Genomic DNA, 24,157 nt, shown 5'->3' with positions numbered 1-24,157 from the left:
GTAGTGCCGGCCGCTGGCCGGCAACCCGGGAATGCGTGAATGATGCAGTTGCCGGCCAGCGGCCGGCACTACCGGTAATGAAAAACGCCGCCCTGGGGCGGCGTTTTCCGTTCTGCTTATTTACCGCCCAGGCGTTCCCACAGGAAGCTGTAGGCCAGTGCCGACATATGCGCGGCCTGCGCATTGTTGGCTGCGCCGCCGTGGCCACCTTCGATGTTCTCGTAGTAGGTCACGTCCTTGCCGGCGTCGATCATCTTCGCCGCCATCTTGCGGGCATGGCCCGGATGCACGCGGTCATCGCGGGTGGAGGTGGTGAACAGCACCGGCGGGTAGTTCTTCTTCGCGTCGAACAGGTGGTACGGCGAGAAGGTCTTGATGAACTCCCAGTCGCTGGTGTCCGGGTTGCCGTACTCGGCCATCCACGAGGCACCGGCCAGCAGGTGGCTGTAGCGTTTCATGTCCAGCAGCGGTACCTGCACCACCACCGCACCGAACAGCTCCGGGTACTGGGTCAGCATGTTGCCGGTCAGCAGGCCACCATTGCTGCCGCCCTGCACGCCCAGGTGCTTGGCGGTGGTGATCTTGCGCTTGACCAGGTCCCGCGCCACCGCGGCCATGTCTTCATAGGCCTTGTGACGGTTCTGCTTCAGCGCCGCCTGGTGCCAGCGCGGGCCGTACTCGCCACCGCCACGGATGTTGGCGACCACGTACACGCCGCCCTTCTCCAGCCAGGCGCGGCCCATGCCGCCGGAGTAGGCCGGGGTCAGCGAGATCTCGAAGCCGCCGTAGCCATACAGCAGGGTCGGATTGGAACCGTCCAGCTTCATCTTCTTGTCGTGCACCACGAAGTACGGCACGCGGGTGCCATCCTTGCTGGTGGCGAAGTGCTGCTCGATCACCTTGTCCTTGCCATCGAAGAAGGCCGGCATGGTCTTCAGCGTTTCCGGCGCCTGGCCGATCTCGGCCAGTGCCAGGGTGGTCGGGGTCAGGTAGTCGGTGGCGGTCAGCCACACCGCATCGCTGTCGTTGCTGTCCACCGCCGCCACGCCCAGCGTGCCGAAGGCCGGCGCACCGACGAAGCGGCTGGTCTGCCAGCCATTGGCACCCGGCGTCAGCACCGACAGGCGGTTCTTGACGTCGTCCAGCACGTTCAGCACCAGGTGGCTCCGGGTCCAGGTCGCGCTCGCCAGCGAGGTGGTGGCGGTCGGGGTGAACAGCACGTCGAACTCGCGCTTGCCGGCCAGGAAGTCGTCCAGCCGGGTCGCCAGCAGCGAACCGGACGCGTAGGTCTTGCCCCCCACGGTCCACGGATCGCGCAGCTCCAGGGTCAGCCACTGCTTGTGCAGGCCCTTTTCGGCCGAATTCGGCGCGTCGATCTTGGTCAGCGTGCCGTCGTCGCCACGCAGGTAGAGCTCGTTGTTGTAGAAGGCCAGCGTGCGGCTGACCAGGTTGCGCTCGAAGCCCGGGGTGTCATCGTGCATCGCCGCGATGTACATGTCTTCCGGCTTGCCTTCGTAGACCACGGTAGCCGAGGTCATCGGCGTGCCGCGCTTCCACAGCTTGGCCACGCGCGGGTAACCGGAGGTGGTCATCGAGCCGGCACCGAAATCGGTGTAGACGAACACGGTATCGCGGTCGATCCAGTTCAGGCCGCCCTTCGACTCGGGACGGAAGAAGCCGTCCTTGATCCAGCTCTTGCTGGACAGGTCGAATTCGCGGGTGACGTCGGCGTCGGCACCGCCGCGCGACAGCGCGATCAGGCAACGGCTGTAGTCCGGGCGCAGGCAGTCGGCCCCGTGCCAGACCCAGTTTTCGCCCTCGGCCTTGTTCAGCGCGTCCAGATCGAGCACGGTCTCCCACTGCGGCGAGGCCTTGCGGTATTCGGCCAGCGTGGTGCGCCGCCACAGGCCGCGCTCGTGCTGCTGGTCCTTCCAGAAGTTGTAGTAGTAGTCGCCGATCTTCTGCACGGCGGGGATCTTGGCATCGGAGTCGAGCACCTCGCGGATGCTGGCCTCCATCTGCTTGAAGGCCGGGCTCTGCGCCAGGCGCGCCTCGGACTTGGCGTTCTGCTCCTTGACCCAGGACAACGGCTTGTCGCCGGTGACGTCCTCGAGCCAGGCGTAGCGATCGGTGTCTTCAGCGGCCACGGCGGTCCCCACCGAGGCAGCGGTCATCATGCCGGCCAGCAGGCAGGCGGAAGCGAGTCGTGACATTGCAGCTCCAGGCAGTCATAAGCCGTGGAACGCTAGCATGGATCGCCACAGCCGCCCCCGTGTCGAAGGTCAGGCCGTGGGTGCCGGGGCGCGACGGCCCTGCAATGGCGGGTGCCCGCGGCGACGGGCCTGTCCACCGGTACGACGCCGCTGCCGCAGGCGCGGCAGCGGAAAGCGCAGCAGCGCCCACCAGGACGCCAGCGGCATGCCCACCAGCCACATCGGCAGCCAGCCCAGCCACGCCGTGCTGCCGCGCGCGGCCGGCCACACCAGCACCAGTGCCACGCCGGCCAAAGCCAGCTGCTGCACGCTGCGCAGCAGGCGCGGATCGGCACGCTCGGGGATGACGCGTTCAGTTGCGGGGCGACGGACGCGACGTGCGTTCATGGGGATTCTCCGGTGGACAATGCAACACAGCTTGGGCAAGGCCCTTCTCACAGGTTGCGACACCATTGACGGATCGCGCACGCTCAGTCGACCATGCTCGGGCAAAGTCCTCCTGAGCCTGCTCCCGCATGACTTCGATCCGCCCGTTCTGCGCCGTGCTGCTGGCCCTGTCCCTGGCCGGCCCCGCCATGGCCGCCAGTGAGCCGCCATCGCCGCGTGCCAGCGTCCCACGCGCCACCGATCCGGATGCGCCGATCGACCTGAAGCGCTTCATGGGTACCTGGTACGTGATCGGCCGCGTGCCGAACTTCATCGAACGCGGCCACGTTGCCAGCGTCAACGAGTACGAACTGCGCGACGAGCACAAGGTCGGCATCACCTACCGCTACCGCGATGGCTTCGGTGAGCCGCTGCAGGAAGTGCGTGCGCGTGCCAGCGTTGATCCGGACAGCGGCAACCACGGCTGGCGCACCTGGTTCTACCGCGTCGTGCCGACCCATTCGCGGGTGCTGGAAGTAGCGCCGGACTACTCCTGGGCGCTGATCGGTTACCCGGGCCGCGAGATGGCCTGGATCTTCGCGCGCAAGCCGGACATGGACAAGGCCCTGTACAAGGAGCTGGCTGAACGCCTGCGCGACGAGTACGGCGTGAACACCGACAAGCTCAAGCGCGTGCCGCAGCACCCCGAGCAGGTCGGCAAGCTGGGCTACGAAGTACCCAACGCGCGTTGATCGCAGGCGGGATGGCCGGCCAGCGGCCGGCACTACCGTTCCTGCGCGATGCCCCCCTCATGAGGCGATGGCCGGCCAGCGGCCGGCATTCCCGTTTCCACGCGATGCGCCACCCGGCGCGGGATTATTTGCGGCTGTAATGCGCGACCAGGCGGTCGCCGAGCATCTGCAGCAGCTGCACCAGCACCAGCAGCAGGACCACGGTGACCAGTGCCACATCGGTATGCGAGCGCTGGTAGCCGTCGCGGAAGGCCAGGTCACCGAGGCCACCGGAACCGATCGCACCACCCATCGCAGTGAAACCGATCAGCGCCACGGTGGTGACCGTCGCGCCGGCGATCAGGCCGGGCCGCGCTTCCGGCAGCAGCACGCGGGTGACCAGCTGCCAGGTGGTGGCGCCCATCGCCTGGGTCGCTTCGATCACGCCACGATCCACTTCGCGCAGCGCGGTCTCGACCAGCCGCGCGTAGAACGGTGCCGCGCCGATCACCAGCGGCACGATCGCACCACGCACGCCCAGCGACGTCCCCATCAGGAACAGGGTGACCGGGATCAGCACGATCATCAGGATGATGAAGGGCACCGAGCGCAGCAGGTTCACCACCAGTGCCAGCACGCCATAGGCGAACGGGCGACGCTTCATCTGCGGCGCGCCGAACAGGTAAAGCAGCACGCCCAGCGGCAGGCCGATGGCCAGGGTCAGCGGCAGCGAACCGAGCAGCATCAGCAGAGTGTCGACGGTGGCCTGGCCGATATCGGCCCACTTGCCCGCATCCAGGTGACGGAAGAAACCGCCGGCAGTGGCAATGATCATCGACGCAGCTCCTCAACGTGCACGCCGGCCGCCACGAACGCGGCCTGCGCGGCCGACTGGTCACCGCCCACCAGGGCGACCACCAGCTGGCCATACGGGGTGTCCTTGATCCGGTCGATGCGGCCGGACAGGATGTTGTAGTCGACCCCGGTCTGCCGCGCGATGCTGCCGAGCAGGGGTTCGTAGGTGTCGCCACCAAGGAAGGTCAGGCGCACGATGCGGCCACCGACGGCGTCGAAATCACGGTGCAGCGCGCCTTCGTCCACGTGCTCCGATTCGCTGACGAAGCGGCGCGTGGTCGGATGCTGCGGATGCAGGAACACCTGGGTGACCGGGCCGGTCTCGACCATCTGGCCAGCATCGAGCACGGCGACGCGATCGCAGACACGACGGATCACGTCCATCTCGTGGGTGATGAGCACGATGGTCAGGCCCAGCTCGCGGTTGATCTTCGACAGCAGCGACAGCACCGAGGCCGTGGTCTGCGGATCCAGCGCGCTGGTGGCCTCGTCGCACAACAGGATCTGCGGGCGCGTGGCCAGCGCGCGTGCGATGCCGACGCGCTGCTTCTGGCCGCCGGACAACTGCGCCGGATACTTCTGCGCGTGGGCCTCCAGGCCGACGGTCTGCAGCAGCTCGGCGACGCGTGCGTCAATCTCCGCCTTCGGCGTGCCGGCCAGCTCCAGCGGGAAAGCGACGTTGCCGGCCACCGTGCGCGAAGACAGCAGGTTGAAGTGCTGGAAGATCATGCCGATGCGGCGGCGCAGCGCGCGCAGCCCGTCTGCGTCCAGCGCAGTGACATCCTCGCCGCCGATCAGCAGGCGGCCGCCACTGGGTTCTTCCAGGCGGTTGATCATGCGGATCAAGGTCGACTTGCCCGCGCCGGAATGGCCGATGATGCCGAATACCTCACCGGCCTCGATGGTCAGGTCCAGCGGTTGCAGCGCGCTGACTTGGCGGCCGGCAACGGCATAGGATTTGTGCAGGCGCTGGAACTCGATCACGGACGTGGCTCACCGGCTGGGTGACGGAAGGGGGCGTGCAGCCTACCAGCGCAGGCGCTCGCGCGCCCGCGCCTTGGGCCAGAATGTTATTCCTTTTGGTTCTAAGCCGCCCGCACCGGCGGTGCCGGCCGCTGCCCGGCACCTGATCACGGATGGTCCAGCGGCTTCGGCGGCTGCTGCCGGTTCACCCGCTCGCGGTGCAGCAGGTACAGACCCGAGGCGACAATGATCGCCGCCCCGACCCAGGTGTAGCCGTCCGGCAGCTGGCCCCAGAAGGCCAGGTCCCAGCCGATCACCCAGACCAGGCCGCTGTACTCCAACGGCGCGATCATCGATGCCTCGCCCAGCTGGAAGGCCTTGGTCAGGGCAATCTGGCCCAGCGCCCCGGCCAGGCCCATGCCGGCAATCAGCGGCGCATGCGCCAGCTGCAGCGGCACCCAGCCGGGAAGGGCCAGCAGGCCCGCGCCGATCGCCATGATCACCAGGAACCAGACCACCATCGACTGCGAGGTATCGGTCCGGGTCAGCAGGCTGACCGTGATGGCGGCCACCGCATAGGCCGTGGCCGCCGCCAGCACCATCAGGCCCGGCACCGAGATGAAGCCATCCACGCCCGGCCGCAGCACCACCAGCACGCCGACCAGGCCAATGCCGATGGCGACCCAGCGCCGCGGTCCCACCCGTTCTCCCAGCAACGGCACCGACAGCGCCGCGATCAGCAGCGGGGCGACGAAGTAGATGGTGTAGGCGGTGGACAGCGGCAGGTCGCGCAGGGCGAACACGAAGCAGCCGATCATCGCCATGCCCAGCGCGCCACGCAGCAGGTGCAGGCCCCAGCGCCGCGGCACCAGCGAACGCGGCCCGGCACTGACCAGCACCCAGACCAGCACGAACGGCAGCGAGGCGGCACCGCGCAGGAAGGTCACTTCCAGGGTCGGATAGCTGGCCGACAGCTGCTTCATGCCAGCGTCCATCAGCGAGAAACAGGCGACCGCCGCGACCATCCAGGCCACTGCGCGCGAGGGGGAGCGTTGCAGGTTCATGGCCCATTATCGCCCGGTGCTCGCCTTCTGTAGAGCCGCGCCCGTGCTCGGCTGCCTTGTGAAGAGCAGCCGCGCGCGGGCGCGGCTCTACAGAGGGCAGCCATGCGGGCCCTCGCGATAGAATGGTCACCACTGAATCCTGCGGAGCATCGCCCATGCCTTCCTTCGACGTCGTGTCCGAAGTCGACACCCACGAACTGACCAACGCCATCGACCAGGCCAACCGCGAGCTGAGCACCCGCTTCGACTTCAAGGGCGTGGACGCCAAGTTCGAACGCGATGGCGATGTCATCAACCAGACCGCGCCGACCGAGTTCCAGCTCAAGCAGATGAACGACATCCTGCGTGCCCGCCTGGCCGCGCGCGGCATCGACGTGCTCAGCCTGGAATTCGGCGACATCGAGACCAACCTGGCCCAGGCCCGGCAGAAGATCACCGTCAAGCAGGGCATCGAGCAGAAGATCGCCAAGAAGATCGCCGCCGCACTGAAGGATGCCAAGCTGAAGGTGGAAAGCCAGATCAACGGCGACAAGCTGCGCGTGCAGGGCAAGAAGCGCGACGACCTGCAGGACGCCATCGCCGTGCTCAAGGCCGGCAAGTTCGAGCTGCCGCTGCAGTTCAACAACTTCCGCGACTGAATTGAGCGCCGGGCACGGCCCGGCGCTCTCCGCGGCAGCGGCACCACGGCGCGTTGCCGGCGACCCGCCTACAATGGCGGCCCCGCCAGCCGACGCGCCCGCCATGACCGATTCCCACCTGCCCACCGATGACCCGATCGCCGCCACCCGCCTGTGGCTGGAACGCATCGTCATCGGATTGAACCTGTGCCCGTTCGCCAAGGCGGTGTACGTGAAGGAGCAGGTCCGCTTCGTGCTCAGCGATGCGACCACGCCGGAAGCACTGGTCGAGCAGCTGGCCGAGGAGCTGGTGCTGCTGCGCGACACCCCGGCCGAACAGATCGACACCACGCTGATCGTGCATCCGCAGGTGCTGGCCGACTTCCTGGACTACAACGACTTCCTCGACAACGCCGACGCGGCGATCGAAGCACTGGACCTGCAGGGCATCCTGCAGGTGGCCAGCTTCCACCCGGATTACCAGTTCGAAGGCGTGGCCGCCAACGACGCCAGCAACTACACCAACCGGGCGCCCTTCCCCACCCTGCATCTGCTGCGCGAAGACAGCGTGGCGCGCGCGGTGGATGCGTTCCCCGATCCGGACGTGATCGTCGAGCGCAACATCCAGACCCTGGACCGCATCGGCGTGGATGGCTGGCATCGCCGCCTGCGCGGCGAAGACCTGACATGAGCGGGGTGCCGCCGATCGCCGCATGGCCGGCCGCACCGCTGTCGAGCAAGGTGGTGCTGGTCACCGGCGGCGCCAACGGCATCGGCCGTGGCATCGCCCAGGCCGTGCTCGGTGCCGGTGGCCGCGTGCTGATCGGTGACCTCGACGTGGACGCCGGCCAGGCCTGCCTGGCCGAATGGCAGCGCGGCGATGAGGCCGCGTTCCAGCGCCTGGACATCACCGACGAAAGCAGCGTGCGCGACTTCATCGCCATCGCCCTGCAGCGCTTCGGCCGCATTGATGGACTGGTCAACAACGCCGGCATCGCCGGGCCGCACGGCACCCGGCTGCAGGACATGGACTGGGACGAGTGGCAGCGCCGCCTGTCATCGCTGCACGGGGCCTTCCTGTGCAGCAAGCATGCTCTGCCGGCACTGTCGGCCAGCACGGCAGGCGCCATCATCAACATCGCCTCCACGCGCGCATGGCAATCCGAAGCGCACAGCGAAGCCTATGCCGCCGCCAAGGGCGGACTGGTCGCCTTCACCCATGCGCTGGCGATCAGCAGCGGCCCGTCGGTGCGGGTCAACAGCATCAGCCCCGGCTGGATCGGCACCACGGCCTGGCAGTCACCGTCGCGTCGCCAGCCGGCCGAGTACTCGGCCATCGACCAGGCACAGCACCCGGTCGGCCGTGTCGGCCGCCCCGAGGACATCGGCGCGCTGGCGGTCTACCTGCTGTCGTCGCTGTCCGGCTTCAGCACCGGCCAGGACTTCATCGTCGACGGCGGCATGACCCGTAGGATGATCTACGCCGACTGAAAAAAGGGGACGGAGGGGATTAAGTCGTAAATGCACTTACGACTTAATCCCCTCCGTCCCCTTTTTTGTGGTCAGGCCATGCCGGAGTGGCGCAGCAGGGCGTCGATCTGCGGTGCGCGGCCGCGGAACGCCTTGAAGTTGTCCGCCGCCGGGCGGCTGCCGCCACGCGACAGGATCTCATCGCGGAAGCGTGCACCGGTCGCGGCCAGTGCCTGCGGCGCTTCCTCGAAGGCGGCATAGGCGTCGGCGCTGAGCACCTCGGCCCACTTGTAGCTGTAGTAGCCGGCCGCATAGCCGCCAGCGAAGATGTGGCTGAACTGGTGCGGGAAGCGATTCCAGGCCGGCGGGTGGTTCACCGCCACTTCCGCGCGCACGCGGTCCAGCAGCGCCAGCACGCTGTCCTGCGATGGTTCGAACTGGCTGTGCAGCAGCATGTCGAACAGCCCGAACTCCAGCTGGCGCACCGTGGCCATGCCACTGTGGAAGTTGCGTGCCGCCAGCATCCGCTCATACAGCCCGCGCGGCAGCGGCTGGCCACTGTCCACATGCGCGGTCATGCCCTGCAGGTGGTCCCATTCCCAGCAGAAGTTCTCCATGAACTGGCTGGGCAGTTCCACCGCATCCCATTCCACGCCGTTGATGCCGGCCACGCCCAGTTCGCCGATTCGGGTCAGCAGCTGGTGCAGGCCGTGGCCCATTTCATGGAACAGCGTGGTCACTTCGTTGTGGCTGAACGTGGCAGGCTTGCCGTTGGCACCGCGGCCGAAGTTGCACACCAGGTACACCAGTGGCGTCTGCACGCTGCCATCGGCACGCACGCGGCGGTTGCGGCAATCATCCATCCACGCACCACCGCGCTTGCCCTCGCGCGCGTACAGGTCCAGGTAGAACTGGCCGACCAGCGCGCCCTGCGCATCGACCAGACGGAAGAAGCGCACATCCGGGTGCCAGACCGGTGCGTTGTCTTCCTGCACGCGCAGCCCGTACAGCTGCTCGATCACCGAGAACAGTCCGCCCAGCACCTTCGGCTCGGTGAAGTACTGCTTCACCTCCTGCTCGGAATAGCTGTAGCGCGCCTGCTTCAGGCGGTCGGCGGCGAACGCCAGGTCCCAGGCCTGCAGCTGGTCGATGCCCAGATGTTCGCGTGCGAACTGCTCCAGCTCGGTGCGGTCCTTGGCCGCGAACGGCTTGGCACGCGCGGCCAGGTCACGCAGGAAACCGAGCACTTCCGCCGGGTCCTGCGCCATCTTGGTCGCCACCGAATAATCGCCGTACGACGCAAAGCCGAGCAGCGCGGCCAGCTCCGCGCGCAGGGCCAGGATGCGGTCGATGTTGCCGCTGTTGTCCAGCACGTCGTCGCCGAACTCGGACGCACGCTGTGCGCTGGCGCGGTACAGGATCTCGCGCAGGTCGCGGTCTTCGGCCCAGGTCTGCACCGGCAGGTAGCACGGCATCTGCAGGGTCAGCTTCCAGCCCCGGCTGCCGTCCTTCTCCGCCGCAGCGCGCGCGGCCGCCTTCACGTCGTCCGGCAGGCCCGCCAGGCGCGCTTCGTCTTCGATGATCAGCGACCATGCATCGGTGGCATCCAGCACGTTCTGCGAGAACTTCGCCGACAGCGCCGACAGTTCCTCCTTGATCGCGGCAAAGCGCTGCTGCGCTTCGGGCGCCAGTTCAGCACCGCCCAGGCGGAAATCACGCAAGGTATTGTCCAGCACCCTGCGCCGCGCCTCATCGAAGGTCGCCGCTTCCGCACTGGCCGCCAGCGCCTGGTACTGGCGGTACAGCGCCAGGTTCTGGCTCAGCGCGCTGGCGAAACGGGTCACCCGCGGCAGGTTGCTGTTGTAGGCCTCGCGCAGTTCCGGGGTGTTGACCACGCCCTGCAGGTGACCGACCAGGCCCCAGGCACGCCACAACCGCTCGGTCGCGTCATCCAGCGGGGCCACGAAGGTCTCCCAGCGCACCGGCTGCACCTGCTCGGCTGCGCCAACGGCCGCTTCGGCCTCGGCCAGCAGCACGTCCAGCGCCGGCGCTACGTGTTCAGGGCGGATCGCCTCGAAGCGCGGCAGGCCGGAAAAATCGAGCAGGGGGTTGGCTACGGTCACGGCAGATCTCCAGGATACGGGCCCGGCAGGCGGGCAGCCTGCTAGATATGGCGCTGGCCAGCGTGGCTGACAAGGGGGCATGGCGCGGCATTCACGTCAGCCTTACGCTCCCGCCCCGAAGCTCTGGCTGCGGGGGAGTCCGCAGCGGTAGGTACCGAACGAGGCCCCACATGGAAGGTCTGGCTGCAGTTGCATCCGCCTCACCGGCGCGGTCGCTGGCATTGTCCGCCAGCGCCGCCGAACTGAACTGGATCGCCGCGCTGTGCGATGCCGGCGACGACGCCCCACGCCACCTGCAACAGCTGCAGGCGCTGCTGCAGCAGGGCGGCACCTTCAATGACGCCCAGGAGTGGTACCCGTTCGAGGTGATCGAACGTGGCGCCAGCCAGCTGCGGCTGGGCCATGAACGCGAGTTCGTGATCTGCGTGCTGCTGTGGCTGCAGGCGCTGGCCCAGGGCCGCGCGAGCAGCCTGGACCCGAGCCTGCACCTGGATGATCGCGCGATGGATATCGAGGCGCTGCCCGATGCACTGCGCGATGCGGTGCTGGATGCGTTCACCGCAGCGGGATACTGAATCTGCAGGGTCGAGCCGTGCTCGACTGCTGCATGCCGGAGTCGAGCAGGGCTCGACGTCACAGGCGCGCTACAACGCTTCCAGGCTGCACCACGGCAGTTGCGGCAGGCCCTGCCCGGCCACGGCTGCCGCCAGCTGCGCATCAGCAGCGTCGACATCGATCCCCTGCCGCGGGTACCAGGCCGGATCGTAGTAGCTCTGCGCATAGCGTTCGCCGCTGTCGCACAGGATGCTGACGATGCTGCCCTGGTGGCCGGCCTCGCGCATCCACTGCGCCGCCTGCAGCACACCGATGAAGTTGGTGCCGGTGGAGCCACCGACACGACGGCCAAGCTGGCGGCTGACATGGCGCATCGCGGCCAGGCTCAGCGCGTCGGGCACCTTCACCATCGCATCGACGCTGGTCGGGATGAAACTCGGCTCCACCCGCGGCCGGCCGATGCCTTCCACGCGCGAACCGCCGCTGCAGGTCAGGCCACGCCAGTCCTGCTCACCGGCCACCGCGGCCCGGTAGCCGTCGAAGAACACCGACACTTCCGGGTCTGCGCAGAGGATGCGGGTGTCATGCCGGCGGTAGCTGACATACCGGCCCAGCGTGGCCGCCGTACCGCCGGTGCCGGGGCTGCACACGATCCATTCCGGGATCGGGCTCGGCTCTTCGGCCATCTGCTTGAAGATGGATTCGGCGATGTTGTTGTTGGCGCGCCAGTCGGTCGCGCGCTCGGCGTAGGTGAACTGGTCCATGAAGTGGCCGCCGGTTTCGCGGGCCAGCTTTTCCGAGTCGCAGTTGAGATCGCAGGCGCGCTCGACCAGGTGGCAGCGGCCGCCGTGGAATTCGATCGCCGCGATCTTTTCCGGCGATGTGGTGGCCGGGATCACCGCGATGAACGGCAGGCCCAGCAGCCGCGCGAAATAGGCTTCGGACACCGCTGTGGAGCCACTGGAGGCCTCGATCACCGGCCGCCCCTCGCGCAGCCAGCCATTGGCCAGCGCGTACAGGAACAACGAGCGTGCCAGCCGGTGCTTGAGGCTGCCGGTGGGATGGCTCGATTCATCCTTCAGGTACAGGTCGATGCCCTCGAACCCGGGCAGCGCCAGCGGGATCAGGTGGGTATCGGCGGAACGGTTGAAATCGGCTTCGATCTTGCGGATGGCGGCGGCCACCCATTCACGCTGCGACATGGCGGGCAATCGTTGTCAGGACGGAACGGTGCGATCCGACCATTGTACGTCGCAGTGCCGTCCGGTGCGGGTCGGTAGAATGGCGCCATCCGGCCGGCAACGGCCCTGCCTGAAGGACCTCCCCCATGACCATTCCCGCCCTGCGCGATGTTCCCGGCGTCGCCGCCCAGGCTCCGGCCGAGACCACCGGCTTCGTGTTCAACCACACCATGCTGCGGGTGAAGGACATCACCGCCTCGCTGGACTTCTACACCCGCGTGCTCGGCTACCAGCTGATCGACAAGCGCGACTTCCCGGACGCCCAGTTCAGCCTGTACTTCCTGGCCTATGTGCCGGCCGGCGCGGTGGTGCCGGAGGACGACGCCCAGCGCCGCCTCTGGATGGCCGGCCTGCCGGGCGTGCTGGAGCTGACCCACAACCACGGTACCGAGAGCCAGGACGGCGCGGTCTACCACGATGGCAACAGCGACCCGCGCGGCTTCGGCCACATCTGCGTGTCGGTGCCGGACATCGAGGCCGCCTGCCAGCGCTTCGAGGAGCTGGGCGTGGCCTTCCAGAAGCGCCTGACCGACGGCCGCATGAAGAACCTGGCCTTCATCAAGGACCCGGACGGCTACTGGGTCGAGATCATCTCCAACGTCTGACCCGCAGGAAAAAAGGGGACGGAGGGGATTAAGCCGTTTCTGGCACTATTGGCCGGAAGCGACTTAATCCCCTCCGTCCCCTTTTTGTGTGAGGTTCGTATGGAAACGATGGAACTGCACCGCGGCCGCTTGATCGACCATCTGCAGCTGGTGGTGCGTGACCTGGCCGCCAGCCGCCGCTTCTACCAGGCGGTGTTCGACACCATCGGCGTGCCGCTGGGGGGTGAGGGGCCGGACTTCTTCTGGGCCGACGAGCTGTTCATCTCCAGTGCCAGCAGCGAGGCCGCCGCCGGCCAGCTGACCGGCCGCCACCACCTGGCCTTCCAGGCCCGCGACAGCGCCACCGTCGATGCCTTCCACACCGCGGCGATCGCCGCCGGTGGCACCGACAACGGCGCGCCCGGCGAACGCCCCTACCACCCCGGCTACTACGGCGCCTTCGTGCTCGACCCCGATGGCAACAACATCGAGGTGGTCTACCACGGCCCGGCCCGCTACAGCGCCGACTCGGTGCAGGTCAGTTTCTGATTTGACCGATGCCGTGAACGAAGAAGCCGGGCAATGCCCGGCTTCCCTGCGTCCTGCGGTGCCGCCCTCAGTGGGCCGCCATGTAGATGTCCTGCAGCACGGCCTTTTCCAGCTCCAGCTCGCCCAGCAGGTTCTTCACAATATCGCCCAGGCTGAGGATGCCGACCAGGCGGGTGCCTTCGGTGACCATCAGATGACGGCGCCGCGAGTACGTCATCAACGACATGGCCTGTTTCAGGGTCGCGTCCGGGGCAATGCCCTCCAGGCCGGTGGACGGCAGGCTGGAGATCACCCGGCGCCCGGCCTGCGGGCCGTCGTCGGCCAGGGTACGCACGATGTCCTTCTCGGAAATGATGCCGACCGGGGCATCGTCCTTCATCACCACCAGCGCGGCGATCTTGTTCGCGCTCATCTTGTGGGCGGCGGCACCGATGGTGTCTTCCGCATCGATGGTGATGACAGCTTCTTTCTTGGATTGCAGGAGTTCGCGGACGTTCATTCTTGTTTCCTGGTGCAGGTCACTGAAGTCAAAAAAGTGTGCTCTTCCGATACGCCCCCTCCCCGGGAACAGACCTTTCAGCGCACGTCTGGCGCACCCGGCTGCCGCTGGAAAGAAATCGGCAGACGACGTGCTGCAACGCGAACGAGGCGGGCCCAACCACTCGACCCGGACCTCGTTCAAATCGATTCTACGACTGCGACCATCGGTCACTACCGGCATCGATAGGACAGTTCGTCGTGGGAACCAACTGACGATCCAGAGAATGGCACCGCGGCTGAAACCGCCGCTGAATACAGGCAGTGCCAGGCGTTAAAGGTTGATGGCCTGCTGCCGGCGACGGACAGAACGCCTGCCGCGTGTCCCACTTGCTGCCGTCAGCGACGCAAACGAAAGGGGCCACATGGGCCCCCTTCGCATTCGGCGTCCAGCAGTCGATCCGCCAGCCGTTACTCCACCGTCACGCTCTTGGCCAGGTTGCGCGGCTTGTCCACGTCGGTGCCGCGTGCCAGTGCGGTGTGGTAGGCCAGCAGCTGCACCGGAATGGTGTGCACGATCGGGCTGAGCACGCCGGCATGGCGCGGCGTACGGATCACGTGCACGCCTTCGGACTCGTTGAAGTTGCTGTCCTGATCGGCGAACACGAACAGCTCGCCGCCACGGGCGCGCACTTCCTGCATGTTCGACTTCACCTTCTCCAGCAGGCTGTCGTTGGGGGCGATCACCACCACCGGCATGTCCTCGTCCACCAGCGCCAGCGGGCCATGCTTCAGCTCGCCGGCCGGGTAGGCCTCGGCGTGGATATAGGAGATTTCCTTGAGCTTGAGCGAGCCTTCCAGCGCGATCGGGTAATGCAGGCCACGGCCCAGGAACAGCGCGCTGCTCTTGCGCGCGAAGCGCTCGGCCCAGGCCGCGATCTGCGGTTCCATGTTCAGTGCGTGCTGCACGCTGCCCGGCAGGAAGCGCAGCTGCTCCAGGTAGTCCGCTTCCTGCGCTGCATCGATGCGGCCATGCAGCTTGCCCAGCACCACGGTCAGCTGGAACAGTGCGGCCAGCTGGGTGGTGAAGGCCTTGGTCGAGGCCACGCCGATCTCGGCGCCGGCGCGGGTGTAGCAGACCAGTTCGCTGGCGCGCGGAATCGCGCTTTCCGGCACGTTGCAGATCGACAGCGTGTGCTTGTGGCCGAGCGACTTGGCGTACTTCAGCGCTTCCATCGTATCCAGCGTTTCGCCGGACTGGGAAATGGTGACGATCAGGTGCTTCGGGTTCGCGTACGCCGCACGGTAGCGGTACTCGCTGGCGATTTCCACGCTGCACGGCAGGCCGGAAATCGCTTCGATCCAGTAGCGTGCGGTCAGGCCGGAGTAGTAGCTGGTGCCGCAGGCGATGATCTGCACGCCTTCGATGCCCGACAGCACGGCTTCGGCATTCTTGCCGAACAGTTCAGCCGGGAAGCCACCGGCATCGATCGCGGCCTCGATGGTGTCGCCCAGCGCGCGCGGCTGCTCGTGGATTTCCTTCTGCATGAAGTGGCGGTACGGGCCCAGCTCCAGCGAGGCCAGCGACACATCCGACAGGTGCACATCGCGTTCGATCGGCTGGTCATGCTCATCGAAGATGCGCACGCCGTCGCGCCGGATCTCGGCGGTGTCACCCTCTTCCAGGAAGATCACCTTGCGGGTGGCCGAAATCACCGCCGAGACGTCGGAGGCGACGAAGTTCTCGCCTTCGCCCAGGCCGATCAGCAGCGGGCAGCCCATGCGTGCGCAGACGAAGCGCTCCGGCTCGGCGCGGCTGACCACGGCCAGTGCGTAGGCGCCGGTCAGCTCCTTCACCGTGCGCTGCAATGCCACCAGCAGGTCGTCGCCGCTCTTCAGGTGATGATGGATCAGGTGCGCGATCACTTCGGTATCGGTCTGCGATTCGAAGGTGTAGCCCATCGCGCGCAGCTTCTCGCGCTGCTCTTCGTGGTTTTCGATGATGCCGTTGTGTACCAGCGCCACGCCCTGGCTGATGTGCGGATGCGCGTTGGCCTCGGTCACGCCGCCGTGGGTGGCCCAGCGGGTGTGGCCGATGCCGAGCACCGCATTGAAGCCCTCGGCCTCGGCCGCGGTGGCCATTTCCGACACGCGGCCGGTACGACGCACGCGGCGTACCTCCGGTCGCTCGGCACCGTCGATCACGGCGATGCCCGAGGAATCGTAACCACGGTACTCAAGTCGCTTCAGTCCTTCGATCAGCACCGGCACCACATCGCGATCAGCGATCGCACCTACGATTCCACACATGTCACGCGTTTCCTTGAAGACGATCGCCGCATTCTAGCCTGCGTGTCCGGCTTCCCCCTCCTGTCCGCTTAATGAAAGTGTCCGGAAAGGTGTCCGCGGACACCCGGACACTGCAGGGGCAATCACAAGCCATTGAATGGAAAGGATTTAAAGTTGGCACGCTACCTGCTTGGTACTGGCTACCACCGTCAGGCATGCACCCGATGATCCGCGACACTTCCGCACAGGACCAGATCGTTTCCTCCGCCCCGGCCGGCCCTTCCCGCGCGGCCTGGCACCGCTACCGCTGGCCGGCGCTGGGTGCCATTGCGCTGCTGGCGGGCATCGGCTGGGCGGTGCATGCCTGGTCCAATGCCAGCCGCTCCTTCGACAGCAGCCGCGTCCGCATTGCCGAAGTGAAGCGTGGCGACCTGGTCCGTGACATTGCCGCCGACGGCCGGGTGATCGCCGCCAACAGCCCGATCCTGTACGCCATCTCGGCCGGTACCGTGGACCTGAAGGTGGTCGCCGGTGACGTGGTCAAGAAGGGCCAGGAGCTGGCGATCATCGACAGCCCGGAACTGCGCAGCAAGCTGGCCCAGGAACAGGCCACCCTGGCCGGCCTGGAGGCCGAGGCCAGCCGTGCGGCACTGGATGCCACCCTGGCCCGCGCCAAGTCGCGCAAGGAAACCGACCAGGCCACCATCGAACGGCAGGCCGCCGACCGCGACCTGCAGCGCTACCAGCGCGGCTACGACGGCGGTGCGGTGCCGCAGATCGACCTGGCCAAGGCCAAGGACTCGCTGAAGAAGGCCGACATCACCCTGTCCAACGCCACCACCGATGCGCGCCTGCAGAGCCAGGGCGCCGACCTGGACGCGCGCAACAAGCGCCTGCTGGCCGATCGCCAGAAGGCCGTGGTGGCCGAAGTGCAGCGCCAGGTGGACGCATTGACCCTGCGCGCGCCGTTCGACGGCCAGGTCGGCCAGGTCCAGGCCATCCAGTCCACCAACCTGGCGGCCAACGCGCCGGTGCTGGGCGTGGTCGACCTGTCCAAGTTCGAGGTCGAGATCAAGGTGCCGGAGAGCTTCGCCCGCGACCTGGCGATCGGCATGCCGGCGCAGCTGACCGGCGGCAACGGCCAGCCGTTCCCGGGCGAGATCAGCGCGGTGTCGCCGGAAGTGGTCAATGGCGAGGTCAACGCCCGCGTGCGCTTCGCCAGTGCGCAGCCGGAAGGCCTGCGCCAGAGCCAGCGGATGTCGGTGCGCGTGCTGCTCGATACCCGCAAGAACGTGCTCAAGGTCGAGCGCGGCCCGTTCGTCGAACAGGGCAACGGCATCGCCTACGTGATGGATGGCCGCACCGCGGTGCGCCGTCCGGTGGAACTGGGCGTCAGCAGCCTGGGCGAAGTGGAAATCAAGTCGGGCGTGCAGCCGGGCGACCGCATCGTGGTCTCCGGCAGCGACCTGTTCAAGGACGCCGAACGCGTCTCCGTCAACTGATACCTGATACCTGATACCTGAATCCTGGAGAGAGGACACCCCATGTACATGCTCGATATGCGTTCGGTCGCCAAGGTCTTCCGCACCGAACAGGTGGAAACCCACGCGCTGCGCTCGCTGGAACTGCAGGTCAAGGAAGGCGAGTTCGTCGCCGTCACCGGTCCGTCCGGCTCCGGCAAGACCACCTTCCTCAACATTGCCGGCCTGCTGGAGACCTTCACCAGCGGCACCTACATGCTCGACGGCCAGGACGTGAGCACGCTCGGCGATGATGCGCGCAGCCGCCTGCGCAACCAGAAGATCGGCTTCATCTTCCAGGGCTTCAACCTGATCCCGGACCTGAACCTGTTCGACAACGTCGATGTGCCGCTGCGCTACCGGAAGATGAGCGCCAACGAACGCCGTGAGCGCATCGAGAAGGCGCTGACCCAGGTCGGCCTCGGCTCGCGCATGAAGCACTACCCCAACGAACTGTCCGGCGGCCAGCAGCAGCGCGCGGCGATCGCACGCGCCCTGGCCGGAAGCCCGCGCCTGCTGCTGGCCGACGAACCGACCGGCAACCTCGACACGCAGATGGCGCGTGGCGTGATGGAACTGCTGGAAGAGATCAATGCCGCCGGTACCACCATCGTGATGGTCACCCACGATCCGGAACTGGCGGCGCGCGCGCAGCGCAACGTCCACATCGTCGACGGCCAGGTGACCGACCTGGTGCGCGAGCCGGTGCTGGCCACGCCGCGCCACATTGTCGCGGTCAACGAGTGAGGGCACGACCATGTTCGCCTACTACGCCCGATTGGCGGTACGCAGCTTCCGCCGCAACAAGATACTGACCGCACTGATGGTGGTCGCCATCGCGCTGGGCATCGGCGCCTCGATGACCACCCTGACCGTGTTCCACGTGCTGTCCGGCGATCCGATCCCCGACAAGAGCGACCGCCTGTTCTATGCGCAGATTGATCCGGGTGGCCGCGGTGGCTATGTCCCGGGCGAGGAGCCGCAGACCCAGCTGACCCGCTTCGACGGCGAGGCCCTGCTGCGCGAAGCCAAGGCCGAACGGCAGGCGCTGATGACCGCCGGCGACGGCACCATCGAACCGACCAGCGGCACGCTCAAGCCCTTCACCATCGATACCCGCTGGACCTCGGCCGACTTCTTCCCGATGTTCAACGTGCCGATGCAGTACGGCCGTCCGTGGTCCCGCGCCGACGATGATGCGCGTGCCCGCGTGGTGGTGATCTCCAAGACCCTCAATGAAAAGCTGTTCCAGGGCGCCAACAGCGTCGGCCGTGACATCCGCATGGAAGGCCAGTCCTACCGCATCGTCGGCGTGATGAAGGAGTGGAGCCCGGAGCCGCACTTCTACGACCTGACCACCGGCAGCTACGGCACCAACGAAGAGCTGCTGCTGCCGATCACCACCTCGTTCGAGCTGAACCTGGGCAGCAACGGCAACATGAACTGCTTCGGCGAGAATCCCGACGACAACAGCCACTCGCTCAACGCTCCGTGTGCGTGGTTGCAGTACTGGGCGGAAATGGATCCGGCCAAGGCCGACGATTATCGCCGCTACCTGGAAAACTACTCCCGCCAGCAGCTCGAAGCCGGCCGCTTCCAGCGCCCGCCGAACGTGCGCCTGCGCAATGTGATGGAGTGGCTGGACTTCAATGGCGCGGTGCCCAACGACGTGCGCCTGCAGCTGTGGCTGGCACTGGGCTTCCTCGGCGTCTGCCTGGTCAACACGGTCGGCCTGCTGCTGGCCAAGTTCCTGCGCCGCAGTGGTGAGATTGGCGTGCGCCGTGCTCTGGGTGCCAGCCGTGGGCAGATCTTCCTGCAGTGCCTGGTCGAAGCCGGTGCGGTCGGCGTGGTCGGCGGCGTGCTCGGCATCGGCCTGGCCCTGCTCGGCCTGTACGCCGTGCGCCAGCAACCGGTGACCTACGCCCAGCTGGCCCACCTGGACGGCAGCATGCTGCTGCTGGCCCTCGGCCTGACCCTGTTCGCCAGCCTCGCCGCCGGCTTCCTGCCCGCCTGGCGCGCGATGCAGGTCACCCCGGCCATCCAGCTCAAGTCGCAGTAAGCACGAGAACGAGGACTCCCATGGACATCCGCCCCATCCTCAGCACCCTGCGCCGGCACAAGACTGCTGCCGCCCTGATCGTGCTGGAAGTCGCACTGACCTGCGCCATCGTCTGCAACGCGCTGTTCCTGGTCAGCCAGCGCATCGAGAAGATCAGCATGCCCAGCGGCATCGCCGAGAACGAGCTGGTGATGCTGCGTGTCAGCGGCATCGGCAAGCAGACCGACGCCATGGCCCGCACCCGCGAGGACCTGGCTTCGCTGCGTGCCATTCCCGGTGTCACCAGCGCCACCATCATCAACCAGGTTCCGTTCCGCAACGGCTCGTCCAGCAGCAGCATCCAGCGCGAACCGGAGCAGGAACGCCCCACCACCACCGCCTCGATGTACACCCTGTCCGAAGGCGGGCTGGGCACGATGGGCATCCACCTGATCGCCGGGCGCGACTTCCTGCCCAGTGAGTACATGGACGTCAAGGAAGCGAGCAAGGGCAGCGCCAAGGACCAGGCCATGCCGGTGATCCTCACCCAGGCCACCGCCGCCAAGATGGAGCCGAACGGCAGTGCACTCGGCAAGACCTACTACATGGGCAAGCAGCCGCTGCACGTGGTCGGCATCGTCGATGTGCTCAGCACGCCCAATGGCTGGGACGACAACTGGACCAAGTCGATGCTGCTGCCGCTGCGCCGCACCTTCGACGACGGCGGCACCTACATCCTGCGCACCGATCCGGCACGCCGCGACGAAGTGCTCAACGCCGCGGCCGCTGCACTGGAACGCAACGACCCCAACCGGTTGATGCGTGACAAGCGGACCTATGAGGACCAGCGCCAGGACTACTTCAAGAACGACCGCGCGATGGTCGGCCTGCTCATCACCGTCAGCGTCTCGCTGCTGGTGGTGACCGCGCTGGGCATCATCGGCCTGGCCAGCTTCTGGGTGCAGCAGCGCAGCAAGCAGATCGGCATCCGCCGCGCACTCGGCGCCACCCGCGGGCAGATCCTGCGCTACTTCCAGACCGAGAACTTCCTGCTGGCCACGCTGGGCATCGTGCTGGGCATGCTGGCCGCGTATGCGATCAACCTCGCACTGATGAACATGTACGAGTTGCCGCGCATGCCGCTGTTCTACCTGCCGCTGGGTGCGCTGCTGCTGTGGCTGCTGGGCCAGATCGCCGTGTTCGGGCCGGCCCGGCGTGCAGCGGCGGTACCGCCAGCGGTCGCCACCCGGGGCGCGTGAGATGCGTGCCCGATGGGTGCTGTTGATGCTGCTGCTGCCACTGCCGGTGCTGGCCGGCGGTGGCAGCTCGCAGACACTGGAGTGGCGCCAGGATGATGCACGGCTGGCGCTGCGCTCGACCGAGGGCCAGGTGCATGTGGATGCGGCCAGCCCGGAAGCCCGCTTCGGCGTGCGCAGCGGCGACCGCATCCTGCGCGTGGACGACACCGCGGTGCGCCGGGTGGAGCATCTTGCCAGTGCCCTGCGCCACTCCACCGGCGCCACCGCCTATCTGTTGCTGCGCCGCGACAGGCGCGAACTGACGGTCCCGGTGGATGCGGCGGCCTGGCGCCTGGCGCTGCTCGCACCGCCACCGCTGGCACCGCCGCCTCCGCCGCCACGGCGCTGAGCCCCGCCCCACCCTGCGGCCACGGGTTTGGCTATGCTTGATGGGTGGCGCCCGGCTCTCCCGGTGCGTGGACACGAACGGCTCCAACGGCGCCGCCCATCCCTTTCTGCAGAACCGCTTGATGCCTGCGATCCTGATCATCGACGACAACGCCAGCGTGGGTACCGCGCTGGACGTGCTGTTCTCCCTGCACGACATCGACACGCTGCAGGCGCAGAGCCCGGCCGAAGGGCTGGCGCTGCTCGAGTCGCAGCCGGTTGACCTGGTGATCCAGGACATGAACTTCAGCGAGGACACCACCTCCGGCGAGGAAGGCGAGGTCCTGTTCGCGCAGATCCGCGCGCGCCATCCGGACCTGCCGGTGATCCTGCTGACCGCCTGGACCCACCTGAGCAGCGCGGTGGACCTGGTCAAGGCCGGCGCGGCCGATTACCTGGCCAAGCCATGGGACGACCGCAAGCTGATGACCACGGTCAACAACCTGCTGGAGCTTTCCGAGGCACGCCGCGAACTGGACCGCCGTCGCAGCCGCGAACTGCGCCAGCGCAATGCACTGGAAGAGAAGTACACGCTGTGCGGCGCGGTCTTCGCCGACCCCGCCAGCGAGCGTGTCATCGCCCTCGCCTGCCAGGTCGCCCGCTCGGAACTGCCGGTGCTGATCACCGGCCCGAACGGTGCCGGCAAGGAAAAGATCGCGCAGATCATCCAGGCCAATTCGCTGGTGTCCAAGGGCCCGTTCATCACGGTCAACTGCGGTGCGCTGCCGTCGGAACTGATCGAAGCCGAACTGTTCGGTGCCGAGGCGGGCGCCTATACCGGTGCCAACAAGGCACGCGAAGGCAAGTTCGAAGCCGCCGACGGCGGCACCCTGTTCCTGGATGAGATCGGCAACCTGTCGCTGGGTGGGCAGATGAAACTGCTGCGCGTGCTGGAGACCGGCCGCTTCGAGCGCCTGGGCTCCAACCGCGAGCGCCAGGTCAAGGTGCGCGTGGTCAGCGCGACCAATGCCGACCTGCCGGCCATGATCCGCGACGGCAGCTTCCGCGAAGACCTCTACTACCGCCTCAATACGGTGGAACTGGTGCTGCCGCCGCTGGCCGAACGTGCCGGCGACATCGTGCCGCTGGCCGAGCGCTTCCTGGCTGCGGGCAAGCCGCTGTCCAGTGCGGCGGCCGCCGCCCTGCAGCGGCACCCCTGGCCCGGCAACGTGCGCGAACTGCGCAACGTGATCCAGCGTGCCGAACTGCTGGCCAGCGGCCCCCGTATCGAAGTGGCCGATCTCAACCTGCCGCGTGCAGCACCGGCGCCGCGGCCGGCACCGAGTGCCGGTAATGATCCCGACCGCGCGCGCATCGAGGACGTGCTGGCACGCAACCACGGTGTCATCGCCCAGGCCGCGGCCGAGCTTGGCCTGAGCCGCCAGGCGCTGTACCGGCGCATGGACCGCCACGGCATTCCACGCGAATGAAGCGGCGCTCGTTCACCTTCCGCCTGTTCCTGCGCCTGCTGCCGGTGCTGGCGCTGGCCGCGGCGTTGCCGTGGCTGCTGGCGTACTGGATGAATCATGGCTGGGTGGTCACGGCCGCCTCGGCGCTGATCCTGCTGTCACTGATGTGGTGGACGCTGCGCCGCGCGACCGCACCGGTACGCTCGCTGATGCGTGCGCTGTCCGGCACCACCAGCAGCTACCGCGATGGCGAGTACAACTTCGGCGTGCACTGGCCCGGCAACGATGAGCTGGGCGACCTGGTGCAGGCGCATCGTGAGCTGGGCGACGTACTGCGTGCGCAGCGCCAGGGCCTGGTGCAGCGCGAGCTGCTGCTGGACACCATGGTGCAGAACACGCCGGTGGCGATGCTGCTGATCGCTTCCGGTGGCGACGGCATTCCGCGCGTGGTGTTTTCCAACCTGGCCGCGCGCAAGCTGCTGCACGGTGGCTGGAAGCTGGAAGGGCAGCGCCTGGAGGACGTGCTGGAGCAGGTGCCGGTCGAACTGCGCGACGCGATCGCGCGTGGCGGCGACAGCCTGTTCGCGGTGCATGCCGAGGGCGAGGACGGCGATGAGGACGACGAGCAGGTCTACCATCTCTCGCGCCGTGCCTTCCAGCTCAACGGCCGCCCGCACGACCTGCTGCTGGTGCGCCTGCTGACCGCCGAACTGCGCCGCCAGGAAGTGCAGACCTGGAAGAAGGTGATCCGGGTGATCAGCCACGAGCTCAACAACTCGCTGGCGCCGATCGCCTCGCTGGCCCACTCCGGTGGCGTGCTGGTGCAGCGCGAGCGCTTCGACCGCCTGCCGGAAATCTTCACCACCATCGAAGACCGTGCACGCCACCTGGAAGGCTTCATCCGCGGCTATGCGCGCTTCGCCAAGCTGCCACAGCCGCAGCTGCAGACCGTGCACTGGGCACCGTTCCTGTCCAGCCTGCGCCAGCAGATCCCGTTCGGCATGGACCGCGAACCGGACGAGGAACTGAGCAGCCGGATCGACATCGCGCAGTTCGGGCAGGCGCTGCTGAACCTGCTGAAGAATGCCCACGAAGCCTGTGCCGAGGCCGACCCGCCCAATGATGACGTGCAGGTGCAGCTGACGCGGTTGCCACAATGGCTGCGCCTGGATGTACTGGACCGCGGCAAGGGCATGAACGAACAGGTTCTGCAGAATGCGCTGATGCCGTTCTATTCGACCAAGCGCAATGGCACCGGCCTGGGACTGGCGCTGACCCGCGAGATCGTGGAGGCGCACGGCGGCCGGGTGTCGCTGCAGAACCGGGGTGACGGCGGCTTGTGCGTGTCGATCCTGCTGCCGGCAGGCTGAGCCGAGCGACGCATTCCAAGGGAGCTGCCGACCGTGGT

22 protein-coding genes and 1 pseudogene are annotated in these 24,157 nt (G+C 67.3%); 14 read left to right on the top strand and 9 right to left on the bottom strand.

Going from position 1 to position 24,157, the window contains the following annotated elements; all coding sequences use genetic code 11:
* Positions 1 to 116 precede the first annotated feature (116 nt).
* Positions 117 to 2,213, bottom strand: a complete 2,097-nt coding sequence (locus Q0P60_RS09630; RefSeq protein WP_294991811.1) for a prolyl oligopeptidase family serine peptidase — start codon at positions 2,211 to 2,213, stop codon at positions 117 to 119.
* Positions 2,214 to 2,282: 69 nt separating this feature from the next.
* Positions 2,283 to 2,600: a hypothetical protein gene (locus Q0P60_RS09625; RefSeq protein WP_294991808.1), complete on the bottom strand. Its 318-nt coding sequence runs from the start codon at positions 2,598 to 2,600 to the stop codon at positions 2,283 to 2,285.
* A 128-nt stretch (positions 2,601 to 2,728) separates the two neighbouring features.
* On the opposite strand from Q0P60_RS09625, the gene Q0P60_RS09620 reads away from it, so the two are divergent.
* A complete protein-coding gene (locus tag Q0P60_RS09620) occupies positions 2,729 to 3,331 on the top strand; it encodes a lipocalin family protein (protein ID WP_294991805.1) in 603 nt (200 codons plus the stop codon).
* Positions 3,332 to 3,455: 124 nt separating this feature from the next.
* Here the strand turns inward: Q0P60_RS09620 and Q0P60_RS09615 are convergent, their stop codons facing one another.
* The 3 genes from Q0P60_RS09615 to Q0P60_RS09605 form a co-directional block, all read right to left on the bottom strand.
* Positions 3,456 to 4,145: a methionine ABC transporter permease gene (locus tag Q0P60_RS09615; protein ID WP_197580897.1), complete on the bottom strand. Its 690-nt coding sequence runs from the start codon at positions 4,143 to 4,145 to the stop codon at positions 3,456 to 3,458.
* Positions 4,142 to 5,149 (bottom strand): methionine ABC transporter ATP-binding protein, encoded by a 1,008-nt coding sequence (locus Q0P60_RS09610; protein ID WP_294991799.1) that lies wholly within the window; start codon positions 5,147 to 5,149, stop codon positions 4,142 to 4,144. The genes Q0P60_RS09615 and Q0P60_RS09610 overlap by 4 nt, the downstream gene beginning before the upstream one ends.
* 146 nt (positions 5,150 to 5,295) lie before the next feature.
* A complete protein-coding gene (locus tag Q0P60_RS09605; protein ID WP_294991795.1) occupies positions 5,296 to 6,192 on the bottom strand; it encodes a DMT family transporter in 897 nt (298 codons plus the stop codon).
* A 155-nt stretch (positions 6,193 to 6,347) separates the two neighbouring features.
* On the opposite strand from Q0P60_RS09605, the gene Q0P60_RS09600 reads away from it, so the two are divergent.
* The 3 genes from Q0P60_RS09600 (at position 6,348) to Q0P60_RS09590 (ending at position 8,300) form a co-directional block, all read left to right on the top strand.
* Complete coding sequence (locus Q0P60_RS09600) at positions 6,348 to 6,830, top strand: YajQ family cyclic di-GMP-binding protein (RefSeq protein ID WP_014038547.1); 483 nt, start codon at positions 6,348 to 6,350, stop codon at positions 6,828 to 6,830.
* 103 nt (positions 6,831 to 6,933) lie between these two features.
* Entirely contained in the window at positions 6,934 to 7,500 is a 567-nt protein-coding gene (locus tag Q0P60_RS09595) for a DUF1415 domain-containing protein (RefSeq protein WP_294991790.1), read from the top strand.
* Positions 7,497 to 8,300, top strand: a complete 804-nt coding sequence (locus Q0P60_RS09590; RefSeq protein ID WP_294991787.1) for an SDR family oxidoreductase — start codon at positions 7,497 to 7,499, stop codon at positions 8,298 to 8,300. Before Q0P60_RS09595 ends, Q0P60_RS09590 begins: the two co-directional genes overlap by 4 nt.
* Positions 8,301 to 8,371: 71 nt before the next feature.
* Here Q0P60_RS09590 and Q0P60_RS09585 read toward each other — a convergent pair whose 3' ends face one another.
* Positions 8,372 to 10,402, bottom strand: a complete 2,031-nt coding sequence (locus tag Q0P60_RS09585; RefSeq protein ID WP_294991784.1) for a M3 family metallopeptidase — start codon at positions 10,400 to 10,402, stop codon at positions 8,372 to 8,374.
* A gap of 170 nt (positions 10,403 to 10,572) precedes the next feature.
* Between Q0P60_RS09585 and Q0P60_RS09580 the strand changes: the two genes are divergently transcribed.
* Complete coding sequence (locus Q0P60_RS09580) at positions 10,573 to 10,977, top strand: hypothetical protein (RefSeq protein WP_294991781.1); 405 nt, start codon at positions 10,573 to 10,575, stop codon at positions 10,975 to 10,977.
* Between the two features lie 69 nt (positions 10,978 to 11,046).
* Here Q0P60_RS09580 and Q0P60_RS09575 read toward each other — a convergent pair whose 3' ends face one another.
* Positions 11,047 to 12,159 carry a PLP-dependent cysteine synthase family protein gene (locus Q0P60_RS09575; RefSeq protein WP_294991778.1) on the bottom strand — a complete coding sequence of 371 codons (1,113 nt, stop codon included), beginning with the start codon at positions 12,157 to 12,159 and terminating at the stop codon, positions 11,047 to 11,049.
* Between the two features lie 125 nt (positions 12,160 to 12,284).
* On the opposite strand from Q0P60_RS09575, the gene gloA reads away from it, so the two are divergent.
* Entirely contained in the window at positions 12,285 to 12,803 is a 519-nt protein-coding gene (gene gloA / locus Q0P60_RS09570; RefSeq protein ID WP_294991775.1) for a lactoylglutathione lyase, read from the top strand.
* 99 nt (positions 12,804 to 12,902) lie between these two features.
* Positions 12,903 to 13,331 (top strand): VOC family protein, encoded by a 429-nt coding sequence (locus Q0P60_RS09565; protein WP_294991772.1) that lies wholly within the window; start codon positions 12,903 to 12,905, stop codon positions 13,329 to 13,331.
* A 67-nt stretch (positions 13,332 to 13,398) separates the two neighbouring features.
* Here the strand turns inward: Q0P60_RS09565 and Q0P60_RS09560 are convergent, their stop codons facing one another.
* Positions 13,399 to 13,830, bottom strand: a complete 432-nt coding sequence (locus Q0P60_RS09560; protein WP_100473978.1) for a CBS domain-containing protein — start codon at positions 13,828 to 13,830, stop codon at positions 13,399 to 13,401.
* A gap of 449 nt (positions 13,831 to 14,279) precedes the next feature.
* Positions 14,280 to 16,118: a glutamine--fructose-6-phosphate transaminase (isomerizing) gene (gene glmS / locus Q0P60_RS09555; RefSeq protein WP_294991768.1), complete on the bottom strand. Its 1,839-nt coding sequence runs from the start codon at positions 16,116 to 16,118 to the stop codon at positions 14,280 to 14,282.
* 203 nt (positions 16,119 to 16,321) lie between these two features.
* Here glmS and Q0P60_RS09550 point away from each other — a divergent pair, with 203 nt between their 5' ends.
* The 7 genes and pseudogenes from Q0P60_RS09550 to Q0P60_RS09520 form a co-directional block, all read left to right on the top strand.
* Positions 16,322 to 17,599: an efflux RND transporter periplasmic adaptor subunit gene (locus Q0P60_RS09550; RefSeq protein ID WP_294991765.1), complete on the top strand. Its 1,278-nt coding sequence runs from the start codon at positions 16,322 to 16,324 to the stop codon at positions 17,597 to 17,599.
* 42 nt (positions 17,600 to 17,641) lie between these two features.
* Positions 17,642 to 18,364: an ABC transporter ATP-binding protein gene (locus tag Q0P60_RS09545; protein ID WP_294991762.1), complete on the top strand. Its 723-nt coding sequence runs from the start codon at positions 17,642 to 17,644 to the stop codon at positions 18,362 to 18,364.
* 10 nt (positions 18,365 to 18,374) lie between these two features.
* Positions 18,375 to 19,676 carry an ABC transporter permease gene (locus tag Q0P60_RS09540; RefSeq protein ID WP_294991759.1) on the top strand — a complete coding sequence of 434 codons (1,302 nt, stop codon included), beginning with the start codon at positions 18,375 to 18,377 and terminating at the stop codon, positions 19,674 to 19,676.
* A 20-nt stretch (positions 19,677 to 19,696) separates the two neighbouring features.
* Complete coding sequence (locus Q0P60_RS09535; protein ID WP_294991755.1) at positions 19,697 to 20,914, top strand: FtsX-like permease family protein; 1,218 nt, start codon at positions 19,697 to 19,699, stop codon at positions 20,912 to 20,914.
* A 1-nt stretch (position 20,915) separates the two neighbouring features.
* Positions 20,916 to 21,302: a PDZ domain-containing protein gene (locus Q0P60_RS09530; RefSeq protein WP_294991752.1), complete on the top strand. Its 387-nt coding sequence runs from the start codon at positions 20,916 to 20,918 to the stop codon at positions 21,300 to 21,302.
* 121 nt (positions 21,303 to 21,423) lie between these two features.
* A complete protein-coding gene (locus Q0P60_RS09525; protein ID WP_294991748.1) occupies positions 21,424 to 22,770 on the top strand; it encodes a sigma-54 dependent transcriptional regulator in 1,347 nt (448 codons plus the stop codon).
* Positions 22,695 to 24,119 (top strand): annotated as a pseudogene (locus Q0P60_RS09520) (HAMP domain-containing sensor histidine kinase); the annotation flags it as partial. The gene Q0P60_RS09525 and the pseudogene Q0P60_RS09520, both read left to right, overlap by 76 nt.
* Between the last annotated feature and the right edge of the window lie 38 nt (positions 24,120 to 24,157).

The organism is uncultured Stenotrophomonas sp. (assembly GCF_945952405.1).
Lineage (GTDB): Bacteria > Pseudomonadota > Gammaproteobacteria > Xanthomonadales > Xanthomonadaceae > Stenotrophomonas.
The sequence above is the reverse complement of the archived record's forward strand: the minus strand, read 5'-3'. Positions and strand labels throughout refer to the sequence as shown.

Excerpts from the sequence above, each read along its gene's own strand:
- Q0P60_RS09630 (WP_294991811.1), bottom strand. The coding sequence starts at position 2,213 with ATGTCACGACTCGCTTCCGCCTGCCTGCTGGCCGGCATGATGACCGCT.
- Q0P60_RS09625 (WP_294991808.1), bottom strand. The coding sequence starts at position 2,600 with ATGAACGCACGTCGCGTCCGTCGCCCCGCAACTGAACGCGTCATCCCC.
- Q0P60_RS09620 (WP_294991805.1), top strand. The coding sequence starts at position 2,729 with ATGACTTCGATCCGCCCGTTCTGCGCCGTGCTGCTGGCCCTGTCCCTG.
- Q0P60_RS09615 (WP_197580897.1), bottom strand. The coding sequence starts at position 4,145 with ATGATCATTGCCACTGCCGGCGGTTTCTTCCGTCACCTGGATGCGGGC.
- Q0P60_RS09605 (WP_294991795.1), bottom strand. The coding sequence starts at position 6,192 with ATGAACCTGCAACGCTCCCCCTCGCGCGCAGTGGCCTGGATGGTCGCG.
- Q0P60_RS09600 (WP_014038547.1), top strand. The coding sequence starts at position 6,348 with ATGCCTTCCTTCGACGTCGTGTCCGAAGTCGACACCCACGAACTGACC.
- Q0P60_RS09595 (WP_294991790.1), top strand. The coding sequence starts at position 6,934 with ATGACCGATTCCCACCTGCCCACCGATGACCCGATCGCCGCCACCCGC.
- Q0P60_RS09590 (WP_294991787.1), top strand. The coding sequence starts at position 7,497 with ATGAGCGGGGTGCCGCCGATCGCCGCATGGCCGGCCGCACCGCTGTCG.
- Q0P60_RS09580 (WP_294991781.1), top strand. The coding sequence starts at position 10,573 with ATGGAAGGTCTGGCTGCAGTTGCATCCGCCTCACCGGCGCGGTCGCTG.
- Q0P60_RS09575 (WP_294991778.1), bottom strand. The coding sequence starts at position 12,159 with ATGTCGCAGCGTGAATGGGTGGCCGCCGCCATCCGCAAGATCGAAGCC.
- gloA (WP_294991775.1), top strand. The coding sequence starts at position 12,285 with ATGACCATTCCCGCCCTGCGCGATGTTCCCGGCGTCGCCGCCCAGGCT.
- Q0P60_RS09565 (WP_294991772.1), top strand. The coding sequence starts at position 12,903 with ATGGAAACGATGGAACTGCACCGCGGCCGCTTGATCGACCATCTGCAG.
- Q0P60_RS09560 (WP_100473978.1), bottom strand. The coding sequence starts at position 13,830 with ATGAACGTCCGCGAACTCCTGCAATCCAAGAAAGAAGCTGTCATCACC.
- glmS (WP_294991768.1), bottom strand. The coding sequence starts at position 16,118 with ATGTGTGGAATCGTAGGTGCGATCGCTGATCGCGATGTGGTGCCGGTG.
- Q0P60_RS09550 (WP_294991765.1), top strand. The coding sequence starts at position 16,322 with ATGATCCGCGACACTTCCGCACAGGACCAGATCGTTTCCTCCGCCCCG.
- Q0P60_RS09545 (WP_294991762.1), top strand. The coding sequence starts at position 17,642 with ATGTACATGCTCGATATGCGTTCGGTCGCCAAGGTCTTCCGCACCGAA.
- Q0P60_RS09540 (WP_294991759.1), top strand. The coding sequence starts at position 18,375 with ATGTTCGCCTACTACGCCCGATTGGCGGTACGCAGCTTCCGCCGCAAC.
- Q0P60_RS09535 (WP_294991755.1), top strand. The coding sequence starts at position 19,697 with ATGGACATCCGCCCCATCCTCAGCACCCTGCGCCGGCACAAGACTGCT.
- Q0P60_RS09530 (WP_294991752.1), top strand. The coding sequence starts at position 20,916 with ATGCGTGCCCGATGGGTGCTGTTGATGCTGCTGCTGCCACTGCCGGTG.
- Q0P60_RS09525 (WP_294991748.1), top strand. The coding sequence starts at position 21,424 with ATGCCTGCGATCCTGATCATCGACGACAACGCCAGCGTGGGTACCGCG.